Genomic DNA, 24,646 nt, shown 5'->3' on the forward strand with positions numbered 1-24,646 from the left:
GAGCTTGGTTTGAAAGGAGTACAAATTCATGAATGAAGAGCAGAGAAAAGCGAGCGGACAAGTAAGTTCATCGGACAAAAAATCCGAGAAGGACTACAGCCAGTATTTTGAAGCTGTGTACATTCCGCCTTCCTTAAAAGATGCAAAAAAACGGGGTAAAGAAGAAGTCGAATACAATCAATTTCAAATTGACGAGCGTTTTCAAGGGTTAGGAAACGGGCGCAAGTTTTATATTCGCACATATGGCTGTCAAATGAATGAGCATGACACAGAAGTGATGGCTGGTATTTTTATGGCGCTTGGTTATGAACCGACAAACTCAACGGAAGATGCAAATGTCATCTTATTAAACACTTGTGCAATTCGTGAGAATGCGGAAAACAAAGTGTTCGGAGAGCTTGGTCATTTAAAAGCATTAAAGCGTGAAAAGCCAGATTTAATTTTAGGTGTTTGCGGATGTATGTCGCAAGAGGAATCTGTCGTCAACCGAATTTTGAAGAAACATCCATTTGTTGATTTGATTTTCGGTACACACAACATTCACCGCCTGCCAGAGCTGCTATCTGAATGCTATCTTTCAAAAGAAATGGTCATTGAGGTTTGGTCAAAAGAAGGCGATGTCATTGAAAACCTTCCGAGAGCCCGCCAAGGAAAAATTAAGGGCTGGGTGAATATTATGTACGGTTGTGATAAATTCTGTACATACTGTATCGTCCCTTACACGCGCGGTAAAGAAAGAAGCCGCCGCCCTGACGAAATTATTCAAGAGGTTAGACGTTTAGCGGCAGAAGGATATAAGGAAATTACCCTTCTTGGTCAAAACGTGAATGCGTATGGAAAAGATTTTGAAGACATGGAATATGGTCTTGGACACTTGATGGATGAGCTGCGTAAAATCGATATTCCGCGTATCCGTTTTACAACAAGCCACCCACGTGACTTTGACGATCACTTAATTGAAGTGCTTGCTAAGGGTGGGAACCTTCTCGATCATATTCATTTGCCAGTTCAATCAGGCAGTTCTTCTGTCTTGAAGCTTATGGCGAGAAAATATGACCGTGAACGTTACCTTGAACTTGTACGCAAAATCAAAGAAGCGATGCCAAATGCTTCATTAACAACGGATATTATTGTTGGGTTCCCAAATGAGACAGATGAGCAATTTGAAGAAACACTTTCCCTCTATCGCGAGGTTGAGTTTGATGCTGCTTATACGTTCATTTACTCTCCAAGAGAAGGAACACCAGCAGCGAAAATGCAAGACAACGTGCCAATGCATGTGAAAAAAGAACGTCTGCAGCGCCTGAATGCCCTCGTGAATGAAATTTCTGCGAAAAAAATGAAGGAATATGAAGGGCAGACTGTCGAAGTATTAGTAGAGGGTGAAAGTAAAAACAACCCTGAAATCCTAGCCGGATATACAAGTAAAAGCAAGCTTGTGAATTTTAAAGCACCAAAAGAAGCGATTGGCAACATCGTCAAAGTGAAAATAACACAAGCCAAAACTTGGTCTCTTGACGGAGAAATGGTTGGAGAAGCTATCGAGGTGAATTAAAATGACGCTTTATTCAAAAAAAGAGATTGTCGAGCGCGCAAGAGAGCTCGCTAAAATGATTTCTGAAACAGAAGAAGTTGATTTCTTCAAGAAAGCAGAAGCGCAAATCAATGAAAATACAAAAATTTCAACGATTATTAATCAAATTAAGGCGCTTCAAAAACAAGCTGTGAATTTAAAGCATTACGGCAAACATGAAGCCTTAAAGCAAGTGGAAGAAAAAATCGATGCCCTGCAAGAAGAACTGGATGAAATCCCAGTGATTCAAGAATTCAAAGAATCACAAGTGGTAGTCAATTCCCTGCTTCAGCTCGTAGCGCATACGATTTCTAATCAAGTAACAGATGAAATTATTCTTTCAACCGGCGGTGACCTCTTATTAGGAGAAACCGGTTCAAAAGTCAAAAACTCATCACCAAGTTGCTCCATTAAATGAGAAAACCCCGCAGATGCGGGGTTTTTTGTTTTGCTATCATCATTTTTTGAAAGAACAAAAATCTCACTTCCCATTCTACTTCTTGCTTCGTCACCCCAAAATCTCTCACTCTCCAACTTTTCCAATTTTCAAGGCAAGTTTATGGGCGACCATGCATACACTGAAACAGAAATGAATTTAATTGAACATGAAGTTCAAAATCGTGACACACTAGACGAATGCCCAGCATAAGATAAAACGATCAAGAACAAGGAGGCATGCCGGAATGTCTGAATACAGAGAAATTATTACAAAAGCGGTGGTTGCAAAAGGGAGGAAATTCACCCAAAGCACACACACCATTTCTCCATCGCAAAAACCAACCAGCATCCTAGGTGGTTGGATCATTAATCATAAGTATGATGCTGAAAAGGTCGGTAAAACTGTTGAGATTGAAGGAACCTTTGATATTAACGTATGGTATTCTTACGCTGATAACACAAAAACAGAAGTCGTCACAGAACGGGTGAAATATGTAGACATCATCAAACTGAGATATAAAGATAAAAATTTCCTTGATGATGAGCACGAAGTGATTGCAAAAGTGCTGCAGCAGCCGAATTGCTTAGAAGTGACCATTTCTCCAAACGGCAATAAAATTATCGTTCAAGCAGAGCGGGAGTTCATTGCTGAAGTGGTAGGAGAAACAAAAATTGTTGTAGAGGTCAATTCAAGCTGGAAAGAAAAAGATGATCATGAGTGGGAAGAAGAGGTGGATGAGGAGTTAGAGGATATTCATCCAGAATTCCTAGCGGGTGATCCAGAAGAGTAATTGATGACTAGGGCGCATATCCCCCTAGTTTTTTTGTGTCCTATCTAGGAGAAAAAAGGTGATTTTTTATGCTATAATGAAAGATGGTATGAATTCGAATGTAATATAGTGAGGGATTAGAAATATGGCAAGTTATACGCCCATGATACAGCAATATTTAAAAATCAAGGCAGAGTATCAAGATGCCTTTTTATTTTTTCGCTTAGGCGATTTTTATGAAATGTTTTTTGATGACGCAAAAGAAGCGTCACAAGAATTAGAAATCACGCTAACAAGCAGAGATGGCGGGACCATACCAATGTGCGGTGTTCCTTATCATTCTGCTTCTGCATACATAGAACAATTGATTTCAAAAGGCTACAAGGTCGCGATTTGTGAGCAGGTGGAAGATCCTAAAACGGCAAAAGGTGTGGTCAAAAGAGAAGTCGTTCAACTCATTACACCAGGTACGGTGATGGATGGTAAAGGCTTAAGTGAAAATGAAAACAACTTCATTGCCTCTGTGACAAAATTTGAAAGTGGATATGGACTTGCACTTTCCGATTTATCTACTGGTGAAAACATGGCGGCTTTCATTGATCGATTAGATGAAGTCGTGTCTGAAATTTATTCTGTCGGTGCAAAAGAAATTGTGGTGTCAAAGCAGCTGGATGAGGAAACAGTCAAGACCTTAAAGGATCGGTGCCAAGCGACCATTTCATACGAAGATAGTGATGAATTGATCGATGAAGCTGAGCGGCTCGTGTCCCGCCTGAGCGAGCAACTTAGATCGGCCTTTTTGACATTATATGCTTATTTAAGAAGAACGCAAAAAAGAAGTCTCGATCACCTTCAGCAAGTTCAAGTGTTTGAGCTCGAACAAACAATGAAAATTGATCTTTACTCAAAACGAAATCTTGAATTAACAGAGACGATCCGCTCAAAAAGCAAGAAGGGCTCTTTGTTATGGCTGTTAGATGAAACAAAAACAGCGATGGGTGGAAGGCTGCTCAAGCAATGGATCGACCGGCCGTTAATTCGGCTTTCGCACATTAAAGAACGCCAGGAAATGGTGCAAATTCTCATGGACCATCTCTTTGAACGAGAGGATCTGCGTGAACGGTTAAAGCAAGTATATGATCTCGAACGTTTAGCGGGCCGTGTCGCATTTGGCAACGTAAATGCCCGTGATCTCATTCAGTTAAAGGAATCCTTAAAACAAGTACCAGCCATTAAAGAGCTTGTGCACTCACTGCCAGAGGAAATGGCAAAATCAAGAGCGAATGAGATTGATCCTTGTGGCGACTTGCTTAATTTATTAGAAGATGCACTTTATGAAAATCCGCCGATGACGATAAAAGAAGGCAATTTGATTAAAGATGGCTACAATGCAAAATTAGATGAATACCGTGATGCCAGCCGAAACGGAAAGGACTGGATTGCACGTCTTGAACAGCAGGAAAGGGAATATACCGGCATTCGCTCCTTAAAAGTCGGGTTTAATAAAGTGTTTGGTTATTATATCGAAGTGACACGCGCAAATACACATCTGCTGGAGGAAGGCCGTTATGAAAGAAAACAAACGCTTGCCAATGCAGAGCGGTATATCACACCTGAATTAAAAGAAAAAGAAGCACTGATACTTGAAGCAGAATCAAATATTAACGAATTGGAATATGAACTATTTACAGCTCTCAGAGAACAAGTGAAAGTCTATATTCCGAGATTACAGCTGCTTGCAAAACAAATGAGTGAGCTGGATGCGCTTCAATGCTTTGCGACTGTCAGTGAAAAACGCCGTTATATCCGTCCTGAATTCTCAGAGGATGAGGTGGATGTCATAGATGGTCGTCACCCAGTCGTTGAAAAAGTGATGGATCACCAGGAGTATGTACCGAATGACTGCCATATGGGAAATGGCCGGCAAACCTTACTCATTACTGGACCAAATATGTCAGGGAAAAGTACGTATATGAGACAAATGGCGCTTATCTCCATTCTTGCGCAAATTGGCTGCTTTGTGCCGGCATCGAAGGCAACTCTTCCGATCTTTGACCAAATCTTTACACGCATTGGGGCGGCAGATGATTTGATTTCTGGTCAGAGTACTTTTATGGTAGAGATGCTCGAAGCAAAAAATGCAATGGTGCATGCAACGAAAAACAGCTTGATTTTATTTGATGAAATTGGACGCGGGACAAGCACCTATGATGGAATGGCTCTTGCACAGGCGATCATTGAATTTGTTCACGATCATATTGGTGCCAAAACGCTTTTTTCCACACATTATCACGAGCTGACAGTTCTTGAATCTCAATTAAGCGAGCTGAAAAATGTTCATGTACGTGCTGAAGAGCATGAAGGCACGGTCGTTTTCTTACATCAAATCAAAGAGGGTGCAGCTGATAAAAGCTATGGTATTCATGTAGCGCAGCTTGCTGAATTGCCTGATGCGATCATCGATAGGGCCCAGACCATTTTGACGGAGCTTGAGAGCGGATCACATGAAGTGACCCCGCACGTATCTGCAGCTCCAAAAACAGAAAAGGCTGAGGAAAAGCAGCAGCTTTCTTTCTTTGAAGTAGAAGAAAAACCGCAAACCAAACCAGTTCTAAAACAGAAAGATCAAGCGGTGATCGAGGAATTAAAGTCATTCAATCTAATGGATATGACTCCGCTCGAAGCGATGACTAAGCTATATGAATTGCAAAAGAAATTATCATGTAAGGTGAGGTGAGCAAAATGGCAAAGATTATTCAGTTATCCGATGACCTATCCAATAAAATTGCTGCAGGTGAAGTAGTCGAGCGTCCAGCTTCTGTCGTAAAAGAGCTTATGGAAAATGCAATCGATGCAAGTAGTACAGTGATTGAAATCGATGTAGAAGAAGCAGGTCTTTCCTCTATTAGAATGATTGATAATGGTGTTGGAATCGATGCTGAAGATTGTAAGCTCGCCTTTCAGCGCCATGCAACGAGTAAAATCAAAGATGAGAATGACCTGTTCCGTGTCAGAACGCTCGGATTCAGGGGAGAGGCGCTGCCAAGTATCGCATCTGTCTCTCATCTAGAAATGAAAACAAGTACTGGTGAAGGAGCTGGAACGCACCTGGTGCTGCAAGGCGGAAAGATCATTTCAGAGAAAAAAACCTCTAGTCGCCGCGGTACCGAGATCGTCGTTACCAACTTATTTTACAATACACCGGCCCGCCTAAAATACATGAAAACCGTTCATACGGAGCTTGGCAATATATCAGATGTCGTCAATCGAATTGCGCTGGCTCACCCAGAAGTATCGATTCGCTTGCGTCACCAAGGAAAAGTCCTGCTTCAGACGAATGGAAACGGGGATGTGCGGCATGTGCTTGCGGCCATTTACGGGACAGCTGTTGCGAAAAAAATGGTGCCACTTCATGTGCAATCACTTGATTTTGAAGTGAAAGGATATATCTCCTTGCCAGAAGTGACAAGGGCATCACGGAATTATATGTCTTCTGTTGTAAACGGCAGATATGTCAAACATTTTCCTCTCGTGAAAGCGGTCCATGAAGGGTATCACACGCTGCTACCGATTGGCCGCCACCCGATTACATTTATTGAGATGAAGATGGACCCCATTTTAGTGGATGTGAACGTTCATCCTTCGAAGCTTGAAGTGAGACTTAGTAAAGAGCAGGAACTTCATGAGCTAATCAAACAAGGAATTAAGGAAGTATTTCAAAAGCAACAGCTCATTCCAAGTGCTTCGGTGCCAAAGAAAGCACCAATGCCAGCGATCAAAAATGAGCAGCAATCCTTAACCTTTGATGCGAAAAAAGGAAACACAAACGAGGCGAAAACATCCTATCAGCCGGAGCCTTTCGAATCGGTTGTATACGAGACGAATCAGATGAGCACATACGGGACGCCTACGCAGGAAATGACAGGTGCATCATCACCCGTATTTAATGAAGATGCTCCATCTGAGCGTGTTCATGTAGAGGAATCCGCCGCTTCTCTTGAATATGAAGAGTCAGAACTGAGAGAAGATGCTGCAGAAACCATTTCAGAAAACGAACGTGTTCCCGTCATGTATCCCATCGGGCAAATGCACGGCACATATATTTTGGCTCAAAATGAACGTGGGCTTTATATTATCGATCAGCATGCGGCCCAGGAGCGAATCAAGTATGAGTATTATCGTGAGAAAGTAGGAGAGATCAAACAGGAAGTGCAAGAAATGCTCGTTCCATTAACATTCCACTACTCGAAAAATGATATGCTGATTATTGAAGAGCATAAAGAGATACTAACGAAAGTGGGTGTCTTCTTAGAGCCTTTCGGTTCAGGAAGCTACATTGTTCGGTCGCATCCGCAGTGGTTTCCAAAAGGGGAAGAGGCTGAACTGATCGAAGAGATTATAGAGCAAGTGCTGGATGAGAAACGTGTAGATATCAAAAAATTAAGAGAAGAAGCGGCAATCATGATGAGCTGCAAAGGCTCTATCAAAGCAAATCGTCATTTGCGAAATGATGAAATCAAAGCACTATTAGATGAACTCAGGCAGACAAAGGATCCTTTCACTTGTCCGCACGGCCGGCCGATTATCATTCATCACTCGACATATGAAATGGAGAAAATGTTTAAGCGGGTCATGTGATCAAATAAAAGAAGACAAAGGGCTAAAATAAAAATCATTTTAGCCCTTTGTCTTCTTTTCAGCGTGATAGAAAGCCTTTGCAGCCCTAGGAAAGACGAGTACCGGAGCGCAGACCTGACACCGAATGCGAGGGTTTGTCTACACGCTGAAGCGCTCTTATTAGAGCGCTTTTTTATTTAGCATCCACACGGATCTGGCGGTGTGACCACAACTGGTCGTGTTTGAATATCAAGGGTATCCTCTGCATAAAATTTAGAACCAATGCTAAGCGCACGGTTTTCTGCGCGGAACGTGTATGTACCTGCAGCAGGAAGTACTTTATGTGAAAGTTGTAATTTATATTGTGAGATTCCTAATAAATCGATTCTAGCTGGAATGCGAACAGTTTTTCCACTGTTCAAAATGTAGCTATCTTTTAATGCTTTTCCGTTGAAGATGTCTTTTGTTGTCGCTTGAAAGCCTGCAGGTAATGTGAACTCAATGGCACCGATACTTAACACAGAATTTGGGCGGTATGTTAACTCAATGTCAGAAAAAGACCATTCCTGCTTACTTGTACCTGTAATTTTCGCATAAAGTTCTGCTGGTCTGGCATTTGTTGATGCTTTGCCTTCCTCTGTGGCTCCTTCAGCGGATGCGGCAATCGGTACCGATAATGCCATGACCAGTGTCAGCATCCCCATCATGATCATTGTCCATGTTTTTTTCATTTCTTCATTCCCCCTTGTTGATTATAGGTAAATAATAGATGATTTAATCCATTATTTACCTATAATGTTACCATATCCCTATGTGGTATTAAATGGTATATTATACCCTTATTTTGTCATTTTGTTTAGTAATAACGGGGAAAATGCGCATTTGGTTGGTTCATTCCGTACCCAAAGCCTGGCATTTGTTGATTCGGCATCATCATTTGCATATCTTGATATCCGTATGGATGATATGGCATCATTCCATATCCACCATAGTGGCCATGATAATGGTGATCCTTCATTGGAACATGCGAAAAGGGGTCATGCTGATTTGGAAAAGGCGGATAGGCTGAATGATGATGCGGATAATGTCCGCTGTACTTATCTTTTTTACCATGATAATGGTTTGGCATATTCATATGATCATGCATGTTTGGCGCGACCACATGCTCATGATTGGCTGTATACACATTCTCAAACGTATGGTACGGATTTCCTTCGTGATGATGATTCATTTGGCTATTCATATTGTTCATTTGATATCTCATCCTTTATGTCAGGTTGCCATATCCTATGAGCATGATCCGTTTCATGAGCCTATCCATATGAAAAAAACCGGCTTTTCAGCCGGGAAAACAAAAAGCAGGTGAAAGCGTCAGGTGCTAATATGAGAAGCCATGTCTTCTTCTACGACGCTTCTTACAACTGCTGCAGACACTTTTAGGGTAATAATAGGGATCGTAGCTTCTAGAAGTATCCCAGAAATCGCTCTCAAACCAATCATCTTTTTTATGATGAAACTTTTTTTCTTTACATGGGTCCTCATGGCAATGATCGTCATGCTTTTTATAACAGTTTGAGTGGGAATGTTTGCACTTGCATTTGCACATTGTCATCCCTCCTAAATGTGACTCAATGCTAGTATATGCACGAATAAGACAAGGGGACTGGATGGTGGCGCATCTTTTGTAAAAAAGGCTTTTCTGAAAAATTTAAATGAAAAGAATTGACTAGTGCTAAAATAACATGATAAAATATAAATTTTTATTCGCCGATGAAATGTGGTATAATCAAATTGTGAATACTTTCGGAGGTGGCGGATTTGTTTCAAATAGGTGATAAAATTGTTTATCCTATGCATGGTGCCGGTGTGATTGAAGGAATGGAAGAAAAAGAGATTTTAGGTAAGACGGAAGAATATTTTCTGATTCAAATGCCGAATATGCAGATGATGATCCCAAGAGGCAGAATCAATCAACTAGGTATACGTCAGGTAGCAGATCAAGCAACGCTGAAAGTTGTGATGAACAATTTTGCAGAAGAAACAAACGACGACACGCTTACTTGGAAGCAAAGATATGATGAAAATATGAAAAAGCTAAAAACAGGTGCGATCGAAGATGGTGCAGACGTTGTCAAAGATCTGATGAGACGAAATCAGAAGAAAGCATTAAATTCAAGTGAAAAGAAGATGCTTGAAGATGCTCGAGGCATGTTAGTGAGTGAAATTTCTCTTGCACAAGGGCTTTCACAAGATGAAGTCCTTTCAGCTTTAGAGAATGAACTAAGAGTTTAATGATGGATATACAATAATTGGCTGTAAACAGAAGGGTATCCCTTTTGTTTACGGCTTTTTTTGTTTGAAATCAGAAGAATATGTCTATTTTTGTAGGTGATTTTAACTAAAGTTAAAATGAGGTCATACGATGCAGTTTTTATTCAAGCAGCGAATGATTCAAAGAAGTCAGAAATACCTAGAGAGGCATAAAAAAACAGGTAAGTTCTCCTGATTCGTTTAAAAGAGCCGGACAACCTTTGAATTCTGTTAGCCATTGATAGTAAAATAATGCGATAAGATGACACCTTAGAGAATGAAAAGGAGCGGTGAAATGAAAAGGCTACTGATATGTGGATTCATCTTTCTGATCCTATGTGCTCTTTTAATGGTGAAATGCGGCCATTCTGTTCAAGAAAAAAAAGAGCAAAAGCAACATCAAGAAGAGATAGAAAAGTATCAAAAAGAGCGAAAAAATGGGGATCAATATGAAAGCTTTAAACAGCTTATCAGGCATGAAAAAGAAGGCTATGAAATAGAATTTCACGAAAAGGGCGGAAGTGATTTACTCGTCTTTTCTCCTCATGGAGGGGAAATTGAACCAGGAACAAGTGAAATTGTAGAAGCATTTCAAGAAAGGTACTCTACGTATTTGTTTGAAGGAACGAAACAAGAGAATAATCGTGATTTGCATATTACAAGCACCAAGTTTGATGAACCGATATTGGTTCAAATGATTAAAACGTACCCCTTCTCCATGTCCATCCACGGCTACAAAAGTGATAAAAGGCACACGCTAGTTGGCGGTACAAATGAAAAAATGCAAAGAGCAGTTGTACGAGAATTAAAAGATCGAGGATTTTCTGCAGAAATGGTGCAAGAAGGCGAACGGCTTTCAGGAACAGACCCTAAAAACATTAATAATCGAAATGCAAGTGGTGAAAGCGTTCAGCTAGAAATTAGTACGGCACAGAGAGAGGCCTTTTTCGACCATTTTGATACGAGAAAAGGAAAGAAAAAAGCATTCAGACGTTATATCCGTGCTTTAAAAGAAGTATTAAGAGAATTTGACCCATCTTCATAGAAAAATCGTTTTGATGGGCAAAAGTACTCTATTTAAACTTGGTAAAAAAGATAGAAATATGCGAAATGAACATAAATTATGCAATAAATTACAATTTGCCTTGAAATCATAAATTATGTAAAATAATAGTTATCAGTTTGATATGATAGAATGGGGCTGAAGTGGATGGCACATAAAATACCATCTTCCGAAGTAGGTGTAAAGATCAATCAATGGTACACGCATATTTGCAAATTTGAAGTCGAACAAGCAAACGATATGAAGCGCCTTGTTGAAGAAGAAATTCATGAGATGGAAGAAGATCAAGATTTACTTCTATATTATTCTCTAATGGATTTTCGCCATCAACTGATGCTTCAGCATTTAACGCCAGTCCATGCAGCGAGTGAAACACTTCAAGCCGTGTCTTTTCCGAAAGAAATGGAAGATGGAGAAGATGAGATGACAGGCTTACTTGGCTATTACTTTCATTTTTTTCATGGAATGTATGCGTTTATCCAGCGCCGGTACATCGAGGCCATTTCCTATTACAAGCATGCGGAACATCAACTGATCTTAGTGACAGATGAGATTGAAAAAGCGGAATTTTACTATAAAATCGCTGAAGTATACTATCATATGAAACAAACTTATTTCTCCATGCATTATGCTAAAAAGGCGAGAGACATTTATAAGAAACATCAGCTTTATGGAAAAAGAAGCATTCAATGTGATTTTGTCATGGCAGGTAATTGGATTGATGTGAGTCAGCACCAAAAAGCGCTTCCTTACTTAGAAAAAACGTTAAAGGTCTGTGAAGCGATGGAGCGGAAAAAGTGCACATCTTATTTTAAAGCAATGGCTCTTAATAACTTAGGAGCTTGTCATTATAGTATGGGAACGTACCATACAGCGACAGTCTTTTTTGAACAAGCCATTTCCCTTTATCAAAAAGATCAAGCATCCACGATGATCAAATCATTATTTTCACTTGCTCTTACCTGGTTTAAACTCGGAGATATCGAGCGAGCGGGTGAGGCTATACGTAAAGGAATGAACGAGGCTTGTTTATTGGAAGATGAAATTTATCAGTTGAAATTCCAATTTTTACAGGCGCTTTATATAGAAAAAGACAGCTGTGAGCAATTAAGATCGACACTATTTGGACTGCGAAGCAAAAAAATGTTTGCTGATTTAGAGGAATTAGCACTTGATGCGGCTAATTATTATAAGGAACGCGACATGTACAAGGAATCCTCCACTTTTTTTGAGATTGTGATCGAAGCGCGTACGCACATTCAAAAAGGAGATGAGATGTATGAGAACGAAGCATAACATGTCAGCTGATCAAGTAGATGAAAGACTTCACACGTAATAACAGACAAAAACAACACCCTTTACGAATGGGACTGACCCCCGTTTTTGAGACAGGGATCAAAACACCTTTATACAGCCAATTGCCGATAGTTTATCGGTGATTGGTTGTTTAGTTTCGTTTGAATACGGATGTTGTTATAATAATAAATGTATTCTTTGACAGTGCGTTCTACGATGCTGGTCGTAGTGCGGTCAATCCTGTTAAGATAGAACGTTTCAGACTTTAGTGAGGAATGAAACGATTCGATGGAGGCATTATCAGCGGGCGTCCCTTTACGGGACATGCTCATGGTAATGCCTTTTATATGAACAGCTTTCTGATACTCGTAAGATGTATACACAGAACCTTGATCGCTATGTAACACGCAATTCTCAGGCAGTGCTGGGAGCTGATTAAGTGTGTTTAAGATAAAGTCTGTGTCCTGCTTATCACCAATCGTAAAAGCAATCACTTCTCCATTATATAAATCCAATATACTGGAAAGGTACAATTGTTTCTGTCCATAAGGCAAATACGTGATGTCCGTTACTAGTTTTTCAAGAGGGCGATCAGACTGAAAGTTCCGATCCAGTATATTACTGGCCACGGCATAGGGCTGCCCATTCTTCTTACGCTTTTTCATTTTAACCCGGCATTGCCACTGGTTTTTCTGCATGATGCGTTGAACAGTTTTATGGTTAATACGCATTCTCCTTTTTAGTATAGCTGTGATTTTTCGATAACCATATCGATATTTGTGCTTTCGGCACAACGTGCCGACCTGTTTCTCTAGTTGTCTTTTAGAATGATTCTGAGTCAGATCCTTTTTCCATCTATAATACGAAGTACGTAAGATGCCTAAATGGACACAGATGTCCTGTACCGTCATCGTTTTGCACAATTCTTCTACCAGTTTGATTGACGTTTCCTTATCAACTTCCTTTCCAATTCGTTGTACTTTTTTAAAACTTCATTCTGTTGACTCAAATAGCGATTTTCTGCCTGCAGTCTCTCTAATTCGGAAGAGTACTCGGGACCCTTTCCATAGGTATATTGTTTTCCAACAGGCTGTTCGAACCGGTGTGTATCCCCAGCCTTATGCCACCTCACCCATGTCTGAACCTGCGTCTTATTCTTGATATTCAATTTCTGCATGATCTCTTTCATAGGTACGCCTGCCAATCTCATTTCTACAGCCTTCTGTTTGACTTCAACCGGATAACTCACTCTTGTCCCCATAGAAAAAACACCTCCATGTTTTATTTCGGATCACAACGATCCATTTTCAAACTTGAAGGTGTTTTTTATTTGTCTCATCTTATGGGGTCAGTTCCAATCAACGTAAAGGGCTTTTTTTATTTATTCTTTGATGGCTTTTTCTGCGTCAATGGCACCAGCTCCGTAAATCATCGGGTCATCCTCAGGCCACTTGCTTGTATTTTCTTTTAACAGGGTTTTGACCTCATCGGGCGTTAAATCTGGTGAATGCTCTAATAGAAGAGCACAAATACCAGCGCAAATCGGTGTTGCCATAGATGTGCCAGATAACGTCGTGTAATCATCATCGACTCTACTTGATTTGTCGAGTTTATCTAGAAAGGATCTTGGTGATCTGAGAGAGACGATGTTTACTCCTGGTGCAAGGATATCAGGCTTTGTCTCACCGTAAACAGTAGGACCTCTGCTTGAAAATGGTGCCACGATATCATCGTTTGATTCTGGTGTATTCCGGTCATCAAAAGCGCCAACCGTAATCACTTTTTGACTGACGGCAGGGCTCGCAATCGTTTGGCTGTTAGGACCAGAGTTTCCGGCTGCGACGCATACTACAATGCCTTGATCCCAAGCAGCATTGACAGCACGCACCATCGGATCGTCCTGTTCGTCATCATAACGCTGAGCATCTCCGCCTAGTGACATACTCATAATATGAATCGGATCATCAGGGTGATCTTCATTGAACTGAATGCACCATTCAACCCCTTCTATAATAGTAGAAAGCGATCCAGCCCCTTGTTTATTTAACACTTTTACGCCAATTAAATGAGCTTTTGGAGCAGGTCCTTTGTACAAGCCATCTGAGGCCGCTCCGTCTCCAGCTACATCTCCAGCGCAGTGAGTGCCATGCCCGTTATCATCATAAGGCTTTGTTTTTTGCTTGACTAAGTCCACAAAATCGCGAATCCTTCCTTCTAAATCTTCATGTGGATAAATTCCTGTGTCAATGACAGCGACCGTAATGCCTTCCCCAGTTAAGGCTGTACCGTTTCGGATGACTTCATCCGCGTGACTTGCTTGTGTGGCAACATCCAGAAGTGCATGAACTTTCCGGTCTAAATAAATTTTACGAATATGCTCACCATTTGCTAACAGCTCCTCTAAAGCAGCCGGTGTTAGGTCTGCAGCGCAGCAGTCGATATGTGAAAAGTGCCGTTTGATATTTGTTTTTCTACTTTTTTTCATGAGCTGTTTTGTGCTTTGAATTCCTGCTTCGACCGCGTCTTCCTTAAATTCAATAATCACACGAAGTTTCTTTCTCTTCTTTAATCTTCCTTCAAAGAAACGATGAAGAAAGCATGGCGTCCATTTAAAAGGTTTATAAAGGTGAAGGACGGCCTCTCTTAAAGGCTGATCCAGTTTACTAGCATGTGTCCTGACCATTTGTACCATCGAAAATCCAAACATGTGATGCCCTCCATTCTAGCTATCCATTCTTGTACACTCTTACGTTATGAGAATGAGAGCTGCTTTGTTCGGATTCTTGTCCCTTCTTTTCTTCATATTGGCGGCTTACTCATTTCTGATGAAAAAGAAAAGCGCTTACATTTTGTAAAATAATAGAAAAAGGTGGAAAACATGTAGAATCAGCCGATGATAGGTGGGAGAGTTCTTCTTAGAGAACCGGTGAAACAAACGATTTTGCAGAAAAAAAGGAGGGGTTAGACAGGGTCAATGCTCATACAAATGTGACTTGTCACAGAGGGGAAAAATCAAATCCATATAAAAAGTAGCCGAATTAAAGAAAACAGACTGGATAGAACTAGGTCATTTTAAACATAACTTCATTTGTCTGTCATACTATTCTAACTCTGTTTTCAAAGACGAGAGGCGTTTCTGTGTATATAAATGCAATTATCTTATTTTTGAGGAATCTCATGATCTAGAGTGTTATGATCAAATTTGAAGAGAAAAAGTGGAAAAAATGAAAAGAAATGATGATTCAATATAAATCATAGAAACGGCTTAGAAATCTGTTAAAGGAGAACGGGAATGAAGAAGTTTTTTGCTTTGCTTCTCCTGCTTGCGATCGGATGGGGCGTTTATTATACAATGCAAGCACAGGAACCTGATGAGCCATTGTCATCAGGTGGGGAAGACGAAAGCGGTTCAAATGATATTTATAGCAATTTTAAAGAACTGGAAGAAAACGAATCAACAAGCAGCTATCAAATTACAGCCAACCCAGTGCCTGGAAGCCGTCTTCTTGTGATGTCACCCCATGGCGGGAGAATTGAAGGCGGCGTGAGTGAGATCGTCCATTTTTTCGATAATGATTTCTCTACGTATTTGTTTGAAGGTTTAAGAGAGAATGCGTCAGAACTTCATGTGACAAGTACAAACTTTGATGAGCCAGTCGGCGTCGCGCAGGCAAAAGCACACGATTATATCTTAGCAGTGCATGGATACAAAGGTGAGGAAGGCATTGACCATACGCTCGTTGGCGGAACAGATTACGACCGTGCAGAAAAAATAGTGAACTCATTAGAGCGGAACGGATTTTCTGCTGAACTGGCTGTCGCACACGCAACCCTGAGCGGAACAAGCAATCATAATATTAATAATCTTACTAAAACAGGGCAAAGTGTACAGCTAGAGATTAGTAGAAGTCAGCGTGAAGCTTTATTTGACAGTTTTGACTTTCGGCGGCGGTCGAGTACAAAAAACGAGACGTTCTACCGGTATGTCAGGGCGATTCGGACAGTGCTGGATGAGGAATATACATAAAGATGGTGCACATGTTAAGACAAGCAGCGTGAATTCTTGTTACACTATAAAAAGTGATAACAAAAGGAGAGACAAATATGGCGCGTCATCATTTTCATCTTCAGGCGAGCTGGCCTGGCCTGCGCAACGATGTGGGTACAATCTCATGTGAACAGTTAAAAACGAAGATTTCAATTCCAAAAGAAATGGACGGTCCCGGCATCGGAACAAATCCAGATGAGATGCTCTTAGGTGCAGCGGCTACGTGTTATATTATTACACTTGCCGCTATGATGGAGCGGAGCCAATTAGAAAAAGAGGATCTCACAATGAGTTCTGAGGCTGTCGTAGATGTGACAAATGGTGTGTTTACATATGAAAAAATCATTCACCGGCCTGTCATCATCCTCAAAGCCTCTGCTTCTCCGCAAGATATTGAGCTTGCCCGTAAGCTCGCGCACAAAGCCGAAAGCTCATGTATGATCTCAAGAGCTGTTCAAGGAAATGTGGACATTTCCTTAGAAGAAACCATTCAAGTCGGCGGGTAAAAACAAAAAGTCATTTTCTCTTAATGAAATGGAGAAAATGACTTTTTTTATGACGTCCATTTGGTTTGATCGATTTGTTCTTTGTTTTCTTTCTTTTGTTTTTTTGACAGGTTCAAGACAATCACGCCGCATATCACTAGTGCAAGTCCGATGAAGCCTTTTATGTGAATGGTTTCGTTAAACAGCACGAGTCCGATAAGAGCAGTGAGTGCTGTTCCAACGCCAGACCATGTTGCATAAGCAGACGAAAGGTCAATCGTTTTAAGTGCCAGACTGAGGAAGGTAAAGGCACACCCAAATCCGATCAGGACCCCAATACTCGGCAGCAGTTGAGAAAAACCTTGGGAAAGCTTCAGCATCGTACTCCCAAAAACCTCTGTCAAAATAGCCCCTGTTAAATAGAGCATTCCTTTCATGATCTCTCACATCCTTTATGACATATTTAAAAGTACGATCCCTAAGACAAGCATCGCCATCCCAATGATTGCTCTTTGGTTCAAGGTTTCTTTGAAAAAAAGCACGCCAAAAATAGCCGTGAGGACTGTACCAACGCCAGACCATGTTGCGTAAGACATGCTAAGCGGAATGATATTCAGTGTCAATGACAGCATATAAAAGGCAAGTGTATATCCAGCAACAACGACAGCGCTAGGCTTAAAGCGAGTAAAGCCATTTGAGAATTTTAACATCACGGCGCCAACGGCTTCTGAAAAAATGGCCACAGCTAGAAAAAGATATCCGAGGATCATCATGTTCCCTCCTCTAAAAGGTGTAAAATCCGATGAAGTAAAAGGGTTTTTTCCTCTCGGTTCAGCGGTTCAAGCTGAAACATCTCTGAAAACCATATCCCATCACATGCAAGTCGGATCAGTTGGCTCAGCGCAGGATCATTTATTTCCTCTGCTGCTTTCTCTTTAAACTCCGCATAAAAATCACGCCAAGGGTTCAATAACGCTTCATCAAATGACATGGTGGCCAGCATGCTTGTACATAACTGGGTCGTGTTTTTCATATCAAGATCATTTAATGTCGCCAAAATATATGCACGTACATAAGGAGCCTTTTCGTTTTTGTATGTTTCCTGATACGACTCAAGCTGCTGACGAAAGCAGACAATCGCGTGCTCATTCATTTTTTGAATGAGCTCTTCCTTGCTTGAAAAATGATAAAGCAGGCCGGCCTTGGTCATATGTGCATGCTCTGCTACCTTCTGAAGGGTAAGCTGACTTAATCCTTCTTTTAAAATCGTACGAGCAGCTGCCTCAAAAATTTGCTCTTTTTTGGTTTTAGACATAAAAAAACACCTACTTTACTGAACGGTCGGTAAAGTAAATGTTAACCCATGAAAAACTAATGTGTCAATCGATTCATTTTATGAAAGGTTGTTTTCACTTAAAAGTCATATTTATTAATAAGGGTATGGTCCATATGGCGGATATGGTGGTGGATAAGGATAGCCATAGCCATAGCCTGGCGCAAGCAGGGATCCTGCAAGTAGTCCTCCAGCAAAACCACCTAAAAATGGAGGTCCAAAAAATCCAGGTCTCCCAAACCCAAATCCAGGTCTTCCAAACCCAGGGCCTCCAAATCCAAATCCAGGTCTTCCAAATCCAAAAGGTCTTCTCATGTCTTCTTGCATAAATGGCGGTGCATCAAAATAATTCATAAAAAAAGGCTCCTCTCACATAAAATCACTGTAACTGACATCAGTGTATTCGATTGGCCTATATGTGTTTGGATGAACGCCTATTATAAGGAGGAATGTTAAAAATGGGCCTGTATCCATCTGATTGGGCAAAATGCCCGCCGCATGCTCATGCCTATAAAGCACGAACGAATGTAACAGAAGAGCATTATCACTTAATAGAAGGTATTTCTCAGCCTGTCAATGGGAGCAATACCGATCAGCATACTCATTATTATCGAGGGGTCACCTCTTTTGAGAGAGGGCATTTCCACAGATACTACGGCGTCACAGGGCCTGCGATACCGAGATTAGATGGTACCCACTATCACGAGATTGAGGAAGTCACGTTTTCAGCCTATAACGATTCTGTCCCCATTCCGTACGGAGGAGTCGTCTATAGTCCGGACGAAGAGCGGCCGACGCATACGCACCGATTAAAAGGAAAGACATATGAAGTGGTCGGAAATGAACCACTCGGCTGGTGATAGGCCCTATATAGGAGAGAAAGAGAAGTTATGCTATACTGTAGGCAGTTTGTAAAAGAGAGTGATGTTATGAAAAAAACGAAACAACCAGTGATTGTATTAGTAGGACCGACGGCTGTCGGCAAAACAAAACTGAGCATTCATATAGCCAAAGCATTTAATGGAGAAATTATCAGCGGTGATTCTATGCAGATTTATAAAAGAATGGACATTGGAACAGCTAAAATCACCCCTGAAGAAATGGATGGTGTCCCGCACCACCTAATTGATATGAAAGAGCCAGATGAATCTTTTTCTACAGCTGAGTTTCAGCAGCTGGTCCGTATGAAAATCAAAGAGATTGCCGCTAGAGGGAAAACACCCATGATTGTCGGCGGAACAGGTTTGTATATCCAATCTGTTTTATATGATTACACATTTACCGATGAGAAAAGTGACCCTTCTTTTAGAGAAGAAATGGCGCTGTTTGAACAGCAGCATGGCTCCCTTCAGCTACACGAAAAGCTAAAGGCAGTAGACCCTGATGCTGCAAAAACCATTCATCCGAATAATGTCCGCCGCGTGATCCGGGCGCTGGAAGTGATCCATACAACAGGTCAGAAAATGTCGGAGATGCAAAATGGTCATCAAGAAGTTCCTCTTTATGATACAGCCTTCATTGGGCTGAAAATGGATCGAGAGCTTTTGTACGAGCGCATTCACCAAAGAATTGATATGATGATAGATGAAGGCTTAATTGAGGAAGTGAGCGCACTTTATCAATCTGGCTTGAAGGATTGTCAATCGGTTCAAGCGATTGGTTATAAAGAGCTGTATGCGTATTTTCAAGGTGACTGCTCACTTGATGAAGCTATCCTGCAATTAAAGCAAAATTCCCGTAGATATGCGAAACGTCAGTTCACGTGGTTCCGTAATAAAATGGATGTCACTTGGTTCGACATGACACCGCCTTGCCACTTTTCAGACAAAAAAGAGGAAATTTTCGCATATATAGCAGGAAAGCTTGGACTTAAAGCGAAACTGTAGTTATCAGAATCAAGGAGGACGAAACATGAAACCGATTAATATTCAGGACCAATTTTTGAATCAAATTCGTAAAGACAATACATTTGTCACAGTATTCTTACTGAATGGCTTTCAGCTTCGCGGTCAAGTGAAAGGCTTTGACAATTTCACGGTGCTGCTTGAAACAGAAGGGAAGCAGCAGCTTATTTATAAACACGCCATTTCTACATTTGCACCTCAAAAGAATGTAAATCTAGAATTAGAATAGGATATGTTCGACCTAATAGCCCCATGCATCTGCGAATAAACCGGCCGGAACCCGCTACGTTTTTTGTCAGTGCAGAGGGGCTATTTTGCATGCCGTGAAACTTTTCTGCCTATTCTGCGTATAATCCCTTATTGGATATGAAGAAAGGTGAGGGAAGCGATATGGAAAATGCAGAGCTTGAATTAAGAAGGATTAGAGTGATCCTTCTACTAGTTGGGATTGTTGTCTTATTTGGATCATGCGCCATTTCAAACATTGAATCGAGACAGGAAAGCTGGCATAACTATTCTAATCAAGATGATCATGGACATATAGATGGCCTATTACAATCAGCTGTTGCACTAAAAAATAATCACTTTGCAGTTGTGAAAGATGATGAAGTACATGTGTACCGGTTTGATGAAAAAGAGGGAGAACTGACCCTTATTAAAACAAAATACATAGATGAGTGGGACGAAGATTATGATGATGACGATTCTGTGGAAGAGTAAGCACGTAAATTTACAAATGAATGTGAAGTCGCTACACTATAATCATGCATCAGACATCTAGACAGAAAAGGATGAGTTCATGACACACAAAATTAAAATTAATCATTGGGAACAAACTTGTGAAGACGACTCCTGTTTTGAATATGGAACAAGCGTTTCTGTAAATGGGAAAGAATTAGTCAGAGAAGCTTCAATCGTCTCTGCGCTTGAAGCGGTGCTAAAAGAATTAGGTGTTGAAGTGGAAATTACAGAAGTGTCAGAAGATTTACAGTGCGATGCCTACAAAAAATAAAACAAAAAGTCTAGTCTACTAAGCGATTTTTTTTCGTGTTATGATAGATTTCGGTTTCAGTTGAATAGAGAGTAGAGCAGTCTATTTTTAGATCCTGTTCTGCTCTATTTATTTGAACGTACGAGTTCGGCTATGAATGTTCGGCCGGGTTGGTTGATTTTTTTCGTTTCGAACATCTATATATTGTGTTTTGAAAAAACATAGTATACTATATATAGTGAATAACGAAATGATCAACAATACTAAAAACTAGGTCGTGATGGAATTGATTCAAATCGTATTTGATTCAAAAACAGGAAATGTTCAACGCTTTTTGGACAAGACCCCTTTTACAGACAAACGAAAATTGACTGGAGAAGAGTTTTTGGATACGCCGTTTATTCTCGTCACCTTTACGACAGGATTTGGACAAGTCCCAAGTACCACTCAATCCTTTTTAGAGAAAAATGCTCACCTTTTACTAGGTGTAGCGGTGAGTGGAAACAAAGTGTGGGGAGATAATTTTGCCAAAAGCGCCGATACGATTTCTAAACAATATCAAGTTCCTATTTTGCACACCTTTGAACTAAGCGGAACAAAAAGGGATGTTGAATTGTTTACACAGGAGGTAGAAAGAATTGTCACAAAATCAGGTTCCAAAGTGGATACAATTAAATAACGAGATTATGATTCAAAAAGAAGGAAAGTTTCAGTTCGATAAGGACAAAGAAGCTGTACATAGTTATTTCGTAGATTATATTAATCAAAACACAGTCTTCTTTCACAACTTAGAAGAGAAGATTGATTACTTAATAGAAAACGACTACTATGAGGAAGAATTTTTAAGACAATACAGCATGGCAGATATTAAAGAAGTATTCGAAGCTGCATATGCGAAGAAATTTAGATTCCCATCATTCATGAGTGCGTTTAAGTTTTACAACGACTATGCACTGAAAACAAATGATAAAAAGAAAATCCTTGAACGCTATGAAGACCGCATTTCAATTGTAGCGCTTTTCTTTGCGGGCGGAGATAAAGAAAAAGCTCTTGAGTTTGTAGAATTGATGATCAATCAGGAGTACCAGCCAAGTACACCAACATTCTTAAACGCTGGGCGTAAAAGACGCGGTGAGCTTGTGAGCTGCTTCTTGCTTGAAGTGAATGACTCATTAAACGATATTTCAAGAGCGATTGATATTTCCATGCAGCTTTCAAAATTAGGCGGCGGCGTCAGCTTGAACCTGTCAAAACTTCGTGCAAAAGGCGAAGCAATCAAAGATGTTGAAAACGCGACAAAAGGTGTCGTCGGTGTGATGAAGCTTCTTGATAATGCATTCAGATATGCAGATCAAATGGGACAAAGACAAGGATCAGGCAGTGCCTACCTCAATATTTTCCACAGAGATATTAATGATTTCTTAGATACAAAAAAAATCTCTGCAGATGAAGATGTTCGTGTGAAAACATTGTCCATCGGTGTTGTCATCCCGGATAAATTTATCGAGCTTGCAAGAGAAGATAAAACAGCTTACACCTTCTATCCGCACACAGTCTATAAAGAATATGGACAGCATCTTGATGAGATGGACATGGAAGAAATGTATGATGAGCTTGTAGAAAACCCGAAAGTCAAAAAAGAAAAAGTCAATCCGAGAAAGCTTCTTGAAAAATTGGCTGTTCTTCGCTCAGAATCTGGCTATCCATATATCATGTTCCAAGATAATGTGAATAGAGAGCATGCATTAAACCATATTTCACGAGTGAAATTCTCAAACCTTTGCTCAGAAGTGCTTCAAGCTTCAGAGGTCTCTTCTTACGCGGACTACGATCAAGAAGATGAAATTGGTCTTGATATTTCTTGTAACCTTGGTTCATTAAATATCATGAATGTCATGAAAAACAAATCGATCGAAAAAACGGTCAAACTTGCAACAGACTCACTAACGCTTGTATCTGAAACAACAGACATTCGCAATGCACCAGCTGTTCGAAAAGCGAACAAAGCGATGAAGTCAATCGGACTTGGCGCGATGAACCTTCACGGGTATTTGGCTCAAAACCAAATGGCCTATGAAAGTGAAGAAGCAAGAGATTTCGCGAATACGTTCTTTATGATGGTAAACTATTATTCAATTAAACGTTCAAGTGAGCTTGCAAAAGAAAAAGGAGAAACATTCCATCGTTATGAAGGCTCTGGCTACGCAACGGGCGAGTACTTCAATAAATACGTGGAGAATGATTTCACACCAAAAACAGAAAAAGCAGCAGCATTATTTGAAGGCATGCACATTCCAACAAAAGAAGACTGGGCAGCACTCAAAGACTTTGTAGCGGAAAATGGCATGTACCATAGCTACCGCTTATGTATTGCACCAACAGGTTCCATTTCTTATGTGCAATCGGCAACAGCCTCTGTTATGCCAATTATGGAACGTATCGAAGAAAGAACATACGGCAACAGCAAAACGTATTACCCAATGCCAGGTCTTTCAGCGCAAAACTGGTTCTTCTATAAAGAAGCGTACGATATGGATATGTTTAAAGTGGTCGATATGATCGCAACGATTCAGCAGCACGTCGATCAAGGAATCAGCTTTACACTATTCCTGAAAGATACGATGACAACGCGTGACTTAAACCGCATCGATCTGTATGCACACCATAAAGGCATTAAGACACTTTATTATGCAAGAACGAAGGATACAGGGCAGGAAGGCTGTCTTTCTTGTGTTGTTTGATTAAAGGAGAGTTTAACGTGACAAAAATTTATGATGCAGCCAACTGGTCAAAACACGAAGACGATTTTACACAAATGTTTTACAACCAAAATGTGAAGCAGTTCTGGCTTCCTGAAGAGATTTCCTTAAACGGGGATCTCTTGACATGGAAATATTTAGGTGAAAAAGAGCGAGATACGTACATGAAGGTACTTGCTGGACTGACTTTACTTGATACAGAACAAGGAAATACAGGGATGCCGATAGTGGCTGAACATGTAGAAGGCCATCAGCGTAAAGCGGTATTAAACTTTATGGCGATGATGGAAAATGCGGTACATGCGAAATCATACTCAAATATCTTCATGACACTCGCACCAACTGAAACGATCAGTGAAGTGTTTGAATGGGTCAAAAAGAATAAATTCTTGCAAAAGAAAGCAGATATGATTGTCAGTTTATACCGTTCGATTCAAAAGGACGATCCGATTTCCCTCTTTAAAGCAATGGTTGCTTCTGTTTATTTAGAAAGTTTCCTATTTTACAGTGGTTTTTACTACCCACTTTATTTTTATGGACAAGGAAAGCTCATGCAAAGCGGTGAAATCATCAACTTGATTTTGCGTGATGAAGCGATTCATGGTGTGTACGTTGGATTATTAGCACAAGAAATTTACAACAAACAAACACCTGACGTGCAAAAAGAGCTGTACGATTTCTCGATTGACCTCTTGAACGAGCTTTATGAAAATGAACTTCATTACACGGAAGATATATATGACCAAGTCAATTTATCGCATGATGTGAAAAAGTTCATTCGTTACAATGCCAATAAAGCGTTAATGAACCTTGGATTTGCCCCTTACTTTGAAGAAGAAGAGATCAATCCAATTGTATTGAACGGACTCAATACAAAAACAAAGTCGCATGACTTCTTCTCAATGAAAGGGAATGGCTACAAAAAAGCGACGGTTGAGCCGTTAAAAGATGACGACTTCTTCTTTGGAGATGAATCATAAGTAAGGCGTAAAAGTCAAAACGCATCACTCGTTTTGGCTTTTTGCCATTTCATACAATGCGTTACATACTGGAGGTTAA

At 40.4% G+C, this 24,646-nt stretch carries 26 protein-coding genes; 18 read left to right on the forward strand and 8 right to left on the reverse strand.

Features of this window, described 5'->3' with window-relative positions:
• Positions 1-28: 28 nt before the first annotated feature.
• The 5 genes from miaB to mutL all read left to right on the forward strand — a co-directional run bounded on the left by miaB (position 29) and on the right by mutL (position 7,419).
• On the forward strand, positions 29-1,555 hold the full coding sequence (gene miaB / locus MKY18_RS08325; protein ID WP_044141857.1) for a tRNA (N6-isopentenyl adenosine(37)-C2)-methylthiotransferase MiaB: 1,527 nt from the start codon (positions 29-31) through the stop codon (positions 1,553-1,555).
• A gap of 1 nt (position 1,556) precedes the next feature.
• The gene (locus tag MKY18_RS08330; protein WP_065097314.1) at positions 1,557-1,991 is read left to right on the forward strand and encodes a RicAFT regulatory complex protein RicA family protein; all 435 of its coding nucleotides are present in this window, start codon (positions 1,557-1,559) and stop codon (positions 1,989-1,991) included.
• Between the two features lie 265 nt (positions 1,992-2,256).
• Positions 2,257-2,802, forward strand: a complete 546-nt coding sequence (gene cotE / locus MKY18_RS08335; RefSeq protein ID WP_003212450.1) for an outer spore coat protein CotE — start codon at positions 2,257-2,259, stop codon at positions 2,800-2,802.
• Positions 2,803-2,926: 124 nt separating this feature from the next.
• On the forward strand, positions 2,927-5,518 hold the full coding sequence (gene mutS, locus MKY18_RS08340) for a DNA mismatch repair protein MutS (RefSeq protein ID WP_106067494.1): 2,592 nt from the start codon (positions 2,927-2,929) through the stop codon (positions 5,516-5,518).
• A 5-nt stretch (positions 5,519-5,523) separates the two neighbouring features.
• Complete coding sequence (mutL, locus tag MKY18_RS08345) at positions 5,524-7,419, forward strand: DNA mismatch repair endonuclease MutL (protein WP_265208358.1); 1,896 nt, start codon at positions 5,524-5,526, stop codon at positions 7,417-7,419.
• Positions 7,420-7,595: 176 nt separating this feature from the next.
• On the opposite strand, the gene bslA is transcribed toward mutL, so the two are convergent.
• Entirely contained in the window at positions 7,596-8,129 is a 534-nt protein-coding gene (gene bslA / locus MKY18_RS08350; protein ID WP_044141854.1) for a biofilm surface layer hydrophobin BslA, read from the reverse strand.
• Between the two features lie 125 nt (positions 8,130-8,254).
• Positions 8,255-8,650 carry a hypothetical protein gene (locus MKY18_RS08355; RefSeq protein ID WP_106028924.1) on the reverse strand — a complete coding sequence of 132 codons (396 nt, stop codon included), beginning with the start codon at positions 8,648-8,650 and terminating at the stop codon, positions 8,255-8,257.
• 566 nt (positions 8,651-9,216) lie between these two features.
• On the opposite strand from MKY18_RS08355, the gene MKY18_RS08360 reads away from it, so the two are divergent.
• The 3 genes from MKY18_RS08360 to MKY18_RS08370 all read left to right on the forward strand — a co-directional run bounded on the left by MKY18_RS08360 (position 9,217) and on the right by MKY18_RS08370 (position 12,067).
• Positions 9,217-9,690: a CarD family transcriptional regulator gene (locus MKY18_RS08360; protein WP_044141851.1), complete on the forward strand. Its 474-nt coding sequence runs from the start codon at positions 9,217-9,219 to the stop codon at positions 9,688-9,690.
• Positions 9,691-10,003: 313 nt separating this feature from the next.
• Positions 10,004-10,753 (forward strand): poly-gamma-glutamate hydrolase family protein, encoded by a 750-nt coding sequence (locus MKY18_RS08365; protein ID WP_106067498.1) that lies wholly within the window; start codon positions 10,004-10,006, stop codon positions 10,751-10,753.
• A 165-nt stretch (positions 10,754-10,918) separates the two neighbouring features.
• Complete coding sequence (locus MKY18_RS08370; protein ID WP_106067499.1) at positions 10,919-12,067, forward strand: Rap family tetratricopeptide repeat protein; 1,149 nt, start codon at positions 10,919-10,921, stop codon at positions 12,065-12,067.
• Between the two features lie 110 nt (positions 12,068-12,177).
• On the opposite strand, the gene MKY18_RS08375 is transcribed toward MKY18_RS08370, so the two are convergent.
• Both MKY18_RS08375 and MKY18_RS08380 read right to left on the reverse strand, forming a co-directional pair.
• A protein-coding gene (locus MKY18_RS08375; protein WP_185108217.1) for an IS3 family transposase occupies positions 12,178-13,328 on the reverse strand; the annotation gives its coding sequence in 2 pieces (ribosomal slippage) (positions 12,178-13,055 and positions 13,055-13,328; 1,152 coding nt in all).
• A gap of 120 nt (positions 13,329-13,448) precedes the next feature.
• Positions 13,449-14,774 (reverse strand): S8 family peptidase, encoded by a 1,326-nt coding sequence (locus tag MKY18_RS08380; protein ID WP_106067500.1) that lies wholly within the window; start codon positions 14,772-14,774, stop codon positions 13,449-13,451.
• A 585-nt stretch (positions 14,775-15,359) separates the two neighbouring features.
• On the opposite strand from MKY18_RS08380, the gene MKY18_RS08385 reads away from it, so the two are divergent.
• Positions 15,360-16,094 carry a poly-gamma-glutamate hydrolase family protein gene (locus tag MKY18_RS08385; protein ID WP_044141847.1) on the forward strand — a complete coding sequence of 245 codons (735 nt, stop codon included), beginning with the start codon at positions 15,360-15,362 and terminating at the stop codon, positions 16,092-16,094.
• Between the two features lie 77 nt (positions 16,095-16,171).
• Positions 16,172-16,621 (forward strand): OsmC family protein, encoded by a 450-nt coding sequence (locus MKY18_RS08390; RefSeq protein ID WP_050944954.1) that lies wholly within the window; start codon positions 16,172-16,174, stop codon positions 16,619-16,621.
• Between the two features lie 47 nt (positions 16,622-16,668).
• Here the strand turns inward: MKY18_RS08390 and MKY18_RS08395 are convergent, their stop codons facing one another.
• The 4 genes from MKY18_RS08395 to MKY18_RS08410 all read right to left on the reverse strand — a co-directional run bounded on the left by MKY18_RS08395 (position 16,669) and on the right by MKY18_RS08410 (position 18,287).
• Positions 16,669-17,037: a multidrug efflux SMR transporter gene (locus MKY18_RS08395; RefSeq protein ID WP_065097321.1), complete on the reverse strand. Its 369-nt coding sequence runs from the start codon at positions 17,035-17,037 to the stop codon at positions 16,669-16,671.
• Between the two features lie 15 nt (positions 17,038-17,052).
• Positions 17,053-17,370: a multidrug efflux SMR transporter gene (locus MKY18_RS08400; RefSeq protein WP_065097322.1), complete on the reverse strand. Its 318-nt coding sequence runs from the start codon at positions 17,368-17,370 to the stop codon at positions 17,053-17,055.
• The gene (locus MKY18_RS08405) at positions 17,370-17,915 is read right to left on the reverse strand and encodes a TetR/AcrR family transcriptional regulator (protein WP_065097323.1); all 546 of its coding nucleotides are present in this window, start codon (positions 17,913-17,915) and stop codon (positions 17,370-17,372) included. The genes MKY18_RS08400 and MKY18_RS08405 overlap by 1 nt, the downstream gene beginning before the upstream one ends.
• A 114-nt stretch (positions 17,916-18,029) precedes the next feature.
• Entirely contained in the window at positions 18,030-18,287 is a 258-nt protein-coding gene (locus MKY18_RS08410; protein WP_065097324.1) for a spore coat protein, read from the reverse strand.
• A 104-nt stretch (positions 18,288-18,391) separates the two neighbouring features.
• On the opposite strand from MKY18_RS08410, the gene MKY18_RS08415 reads away from it, so the two are divergent.
• The 8 genes from MKY18_RS08415 (at position 18,392) to nrdF (ending at position 24,567) form a co-directional block, all read left to right on the forward strand.
• Positions 18,392-18,793, forward strand: coding sequence for a YmaF family protein (locus MKY18_RS08415; protein ID WP_065097325.1), 402 nt, complete (start codon positions 18,392-18,394; stop codon positions 18,791-18,793).
• Positions 18,794-18,862: 69 nt separating this feature from the next.
• Positions 18,863-19,819 carry a tRNA (adenosine(37)-N6)-dimethylallyltransferase MiaA gene (miaA, locus tag MKY18_RS08420; protein ID WP_065097326.1) on the forward strand — a complete coding sequence of 319 codons (957 nt, stop codon included), beginning with the start codon at positions 18,863-18,865 and terminating at the stop codon, positions 19,817-19,819.
• A 25-nt stretch (positions 19,820-19,844) separates the two neighbouring features.
• The gene (gene hfq / locus MKY18_RS08425; RefSeq protein WP_003211269.1) at positions 19,845-20,066 is read left to right on the forward strand and encodes an RNA chaperone Hfq; all 222 of its coding nucleotides are present in this window, start codon (positions 19,845-19,847) and stop codon (positions 20,064-20,066) included.
• Positions 20,067-20,227: 161 nt separating this feature from the next.
• On the forward strand, positions 20,228-20,557 hold the full coding sequence (locus MKY18_RS08430; protein WP_044141839.1) for a YmzC family protein: 330 nt from the start codon (positions 20,228-20,230) through the stop codon (positions 20,555-20,557).
• A 79-nt stretch (positions 20,558-20,636) separates the two neighbouring features.
• Positions 20,637-20,849, forward strand: a complete 213-nt coding sequence (locus MKY18_RS08435; RefSeq protein ID WP_003212415.1) for a hypothetical protein — start codon at positions 20,637-20,639, stop codon at positions 20,847-20,849.
• Between the two features lie 265 nt (positions 20,850-21,114).
• Positions 21,115-21,507 (forward strand): class Ib ribonucleoside-diphosphate reductase assembly flavoprotein NrdI, encoded by a 393-nt coding sequence (gene nrdI / locus MKY18_RS08440; RefSeq protein WP_008360380.1) that lies wholly within the window; start codon positions 21,115-21,117, stop codon positions 21,505-21,507.
• Complete coding sequence (gene nrdE, locus MKY18_RS08445; protein WP_044141838.1) at positions 21,467-23,569, forward strand: class 1b ribonucleoside-diphosphate reductase subunit alpha; 2,103 nt, start codon at positions 21,467-21,469, stop codon at positions 23,567-23,569. Before nrdI ends, nrdE begins: the two co-directional genes overlap by 41 nt.
• Positions 23,570-23,586: 17 nt before the next feature.
• Positions 23,587-24,567, forward strand: coding sequence for a class 1b ribonucleoside-diphosphate reductase subunit beta (gene nrdF / locus MKY18_RS08450; protein WP_003212452.1), 981 nt, complete (start codon positions 23,587-23,589; stop codon positions 24,565-24,567).
• Positions 24,568-24,646: the final 79 nt, after the last annotated feature.

Source organism: Bacillus sp. FSL R7-0672 (assembly GCF_038601465.1).
GTDB classification, from domain to species: Bacteria; Bacillota; Bacilli; order Bacillales; family Bacillaceae; genus Bacillus; species Bacillus pumilus.

Coding starts and splice junctions, on each gene's coding strand:
- miaB (WP_044141857.1), top strand. CDS start 29: ATGAATGAAGAGCAGAGAAAAGCGAGCGGACAAGTAAGTTCATCGGAC.
- MKY18_RS08330 (WP_065097314.1), top strand. CDS start 1,557: ATGACGCTTTATTCAAAAAAAGAGATTGTCGAGCGCGCAAGAGAGCTC.
- cotE (WP_003212450.1), top strand. CDS start 2,257: ATGTCTGAATACAGAGAAATTATTACAAAAGCGGTGGTTGCAAAAGGG.
- mutS (WP_106067494.1), top strand. CDS start 2,927: ATGGCAAGTTATACGCCCATGATACAGCAATATTTAAAAATCAAGGCA.
- mutL (WP_265208358.1), top strand. CDS start 5,524: ATGGCAAAGATTATTCAGTTATCCGATGACCTATCCAATAAAATTGCT.
- bslA (WP_044141854.1), bottom strand. CDS start 8,129: ATGAAAAAAACATGGACAATGATCATGATGGGGATGCTGACACTGGTC.
- MKY18_RS08355 (WP_106028924.1), bottom strand. CDS start 8,650: ATGAACAATATGAATAGCCAAATGAATCATCATCACGAAGGAAATCCG.
- MKY18_RS08365 (WP_106067498.1), top strand. CDS start 10,004: ATGAAAAGGCTACTGATATGTGGATTCATCTTTCTGATCCTATGTGCT.
- MKY18_RS08370 (WP_106067499.1), top strand. CDS start 10,919: ATGGCACATAAAATACCATCTTCCGAAGTAGGTGTAAAGATCAATCAA.
- MKY18_RS08380 (WP_106067500.1), bottom strand. CDS start 14,774: ATGTTTGGATTTTCGATGGTACAAATGGTCAGGACACATGCTAGTAAA.
- MKY18_RS08385 (WP_044141847.1), top strand. CDS start 15,360: ATGAAGAAGTTTTTTGCTTTGCTTCTCCTGCTTGCGATCGGATGGGGC.
- MKY18_RS08390 (WP_050944954.1), top strand. CDS start 16,172: ATGGCGCGTCATCATTTTCATCTTCAGGCGAGCTGGCCTGGCCTGCGC.
- MKY18_RS08395 (WP_065097321.1), bottom strand. CDS start 17,037: ATGAAAGGAATGCTCTATTTAACAGGGGCTATTTTGACAGAGGTTTTT.
- MKY18_RS08400 (WP_065097322.1), bottom strand. CDS start 17,370: ATGATCCTCGGATATCTTTTTCTAGCTGTGGCCATTTTTTCAGAAGCC.
- MKY18_RS08405 (WP_065097323.1), bottom strand. CDS start 17,915: ATGTCTAAAACCAAAAAAGAGCAAATTTTTGAGGCAGCTGCTCGTACG.
- MKY18_RS08410 (WP_065097324.1), bottom strand. CDS start 18,287: ATGAATTATTTTGATGCACCGCCATTTATGCAAGAAGACATGAGAAGA.
- MKY18_RS08415 (WP_065097325.1), top strand. CDS start 18,392: ATGGGCCTGTATCCATCTGATTGGGCAAAATGCCCGCCGCATGCTCAT.
- miaA (WP_065097326.1), top strand. CDS start 18,863: ATGAAAAAAACGAAACAACCAGTGATTGTATTAGTAGGACCGACGGCT.
- hfq (WP_003211269.1), top strand. CDS start 19,845: ATGAAACCGATTAATATTCAGGACCAATTTTTGAATCAAATTCGTAAA.
- MKY18_RS08430 (WP_044141839.1), top strand. CDS start 20,228: ATGGAAAATGCAGAGCTTGAATTAAGAAGGATTAGAGTGATCCTTCTA.
- MKY18_RS08435 (WP_003212415.1), top strand. CDS start 20,637: ATGACACACAAAATTAAAATTAATCATTGGGAACAAACTTGTGAAGAC.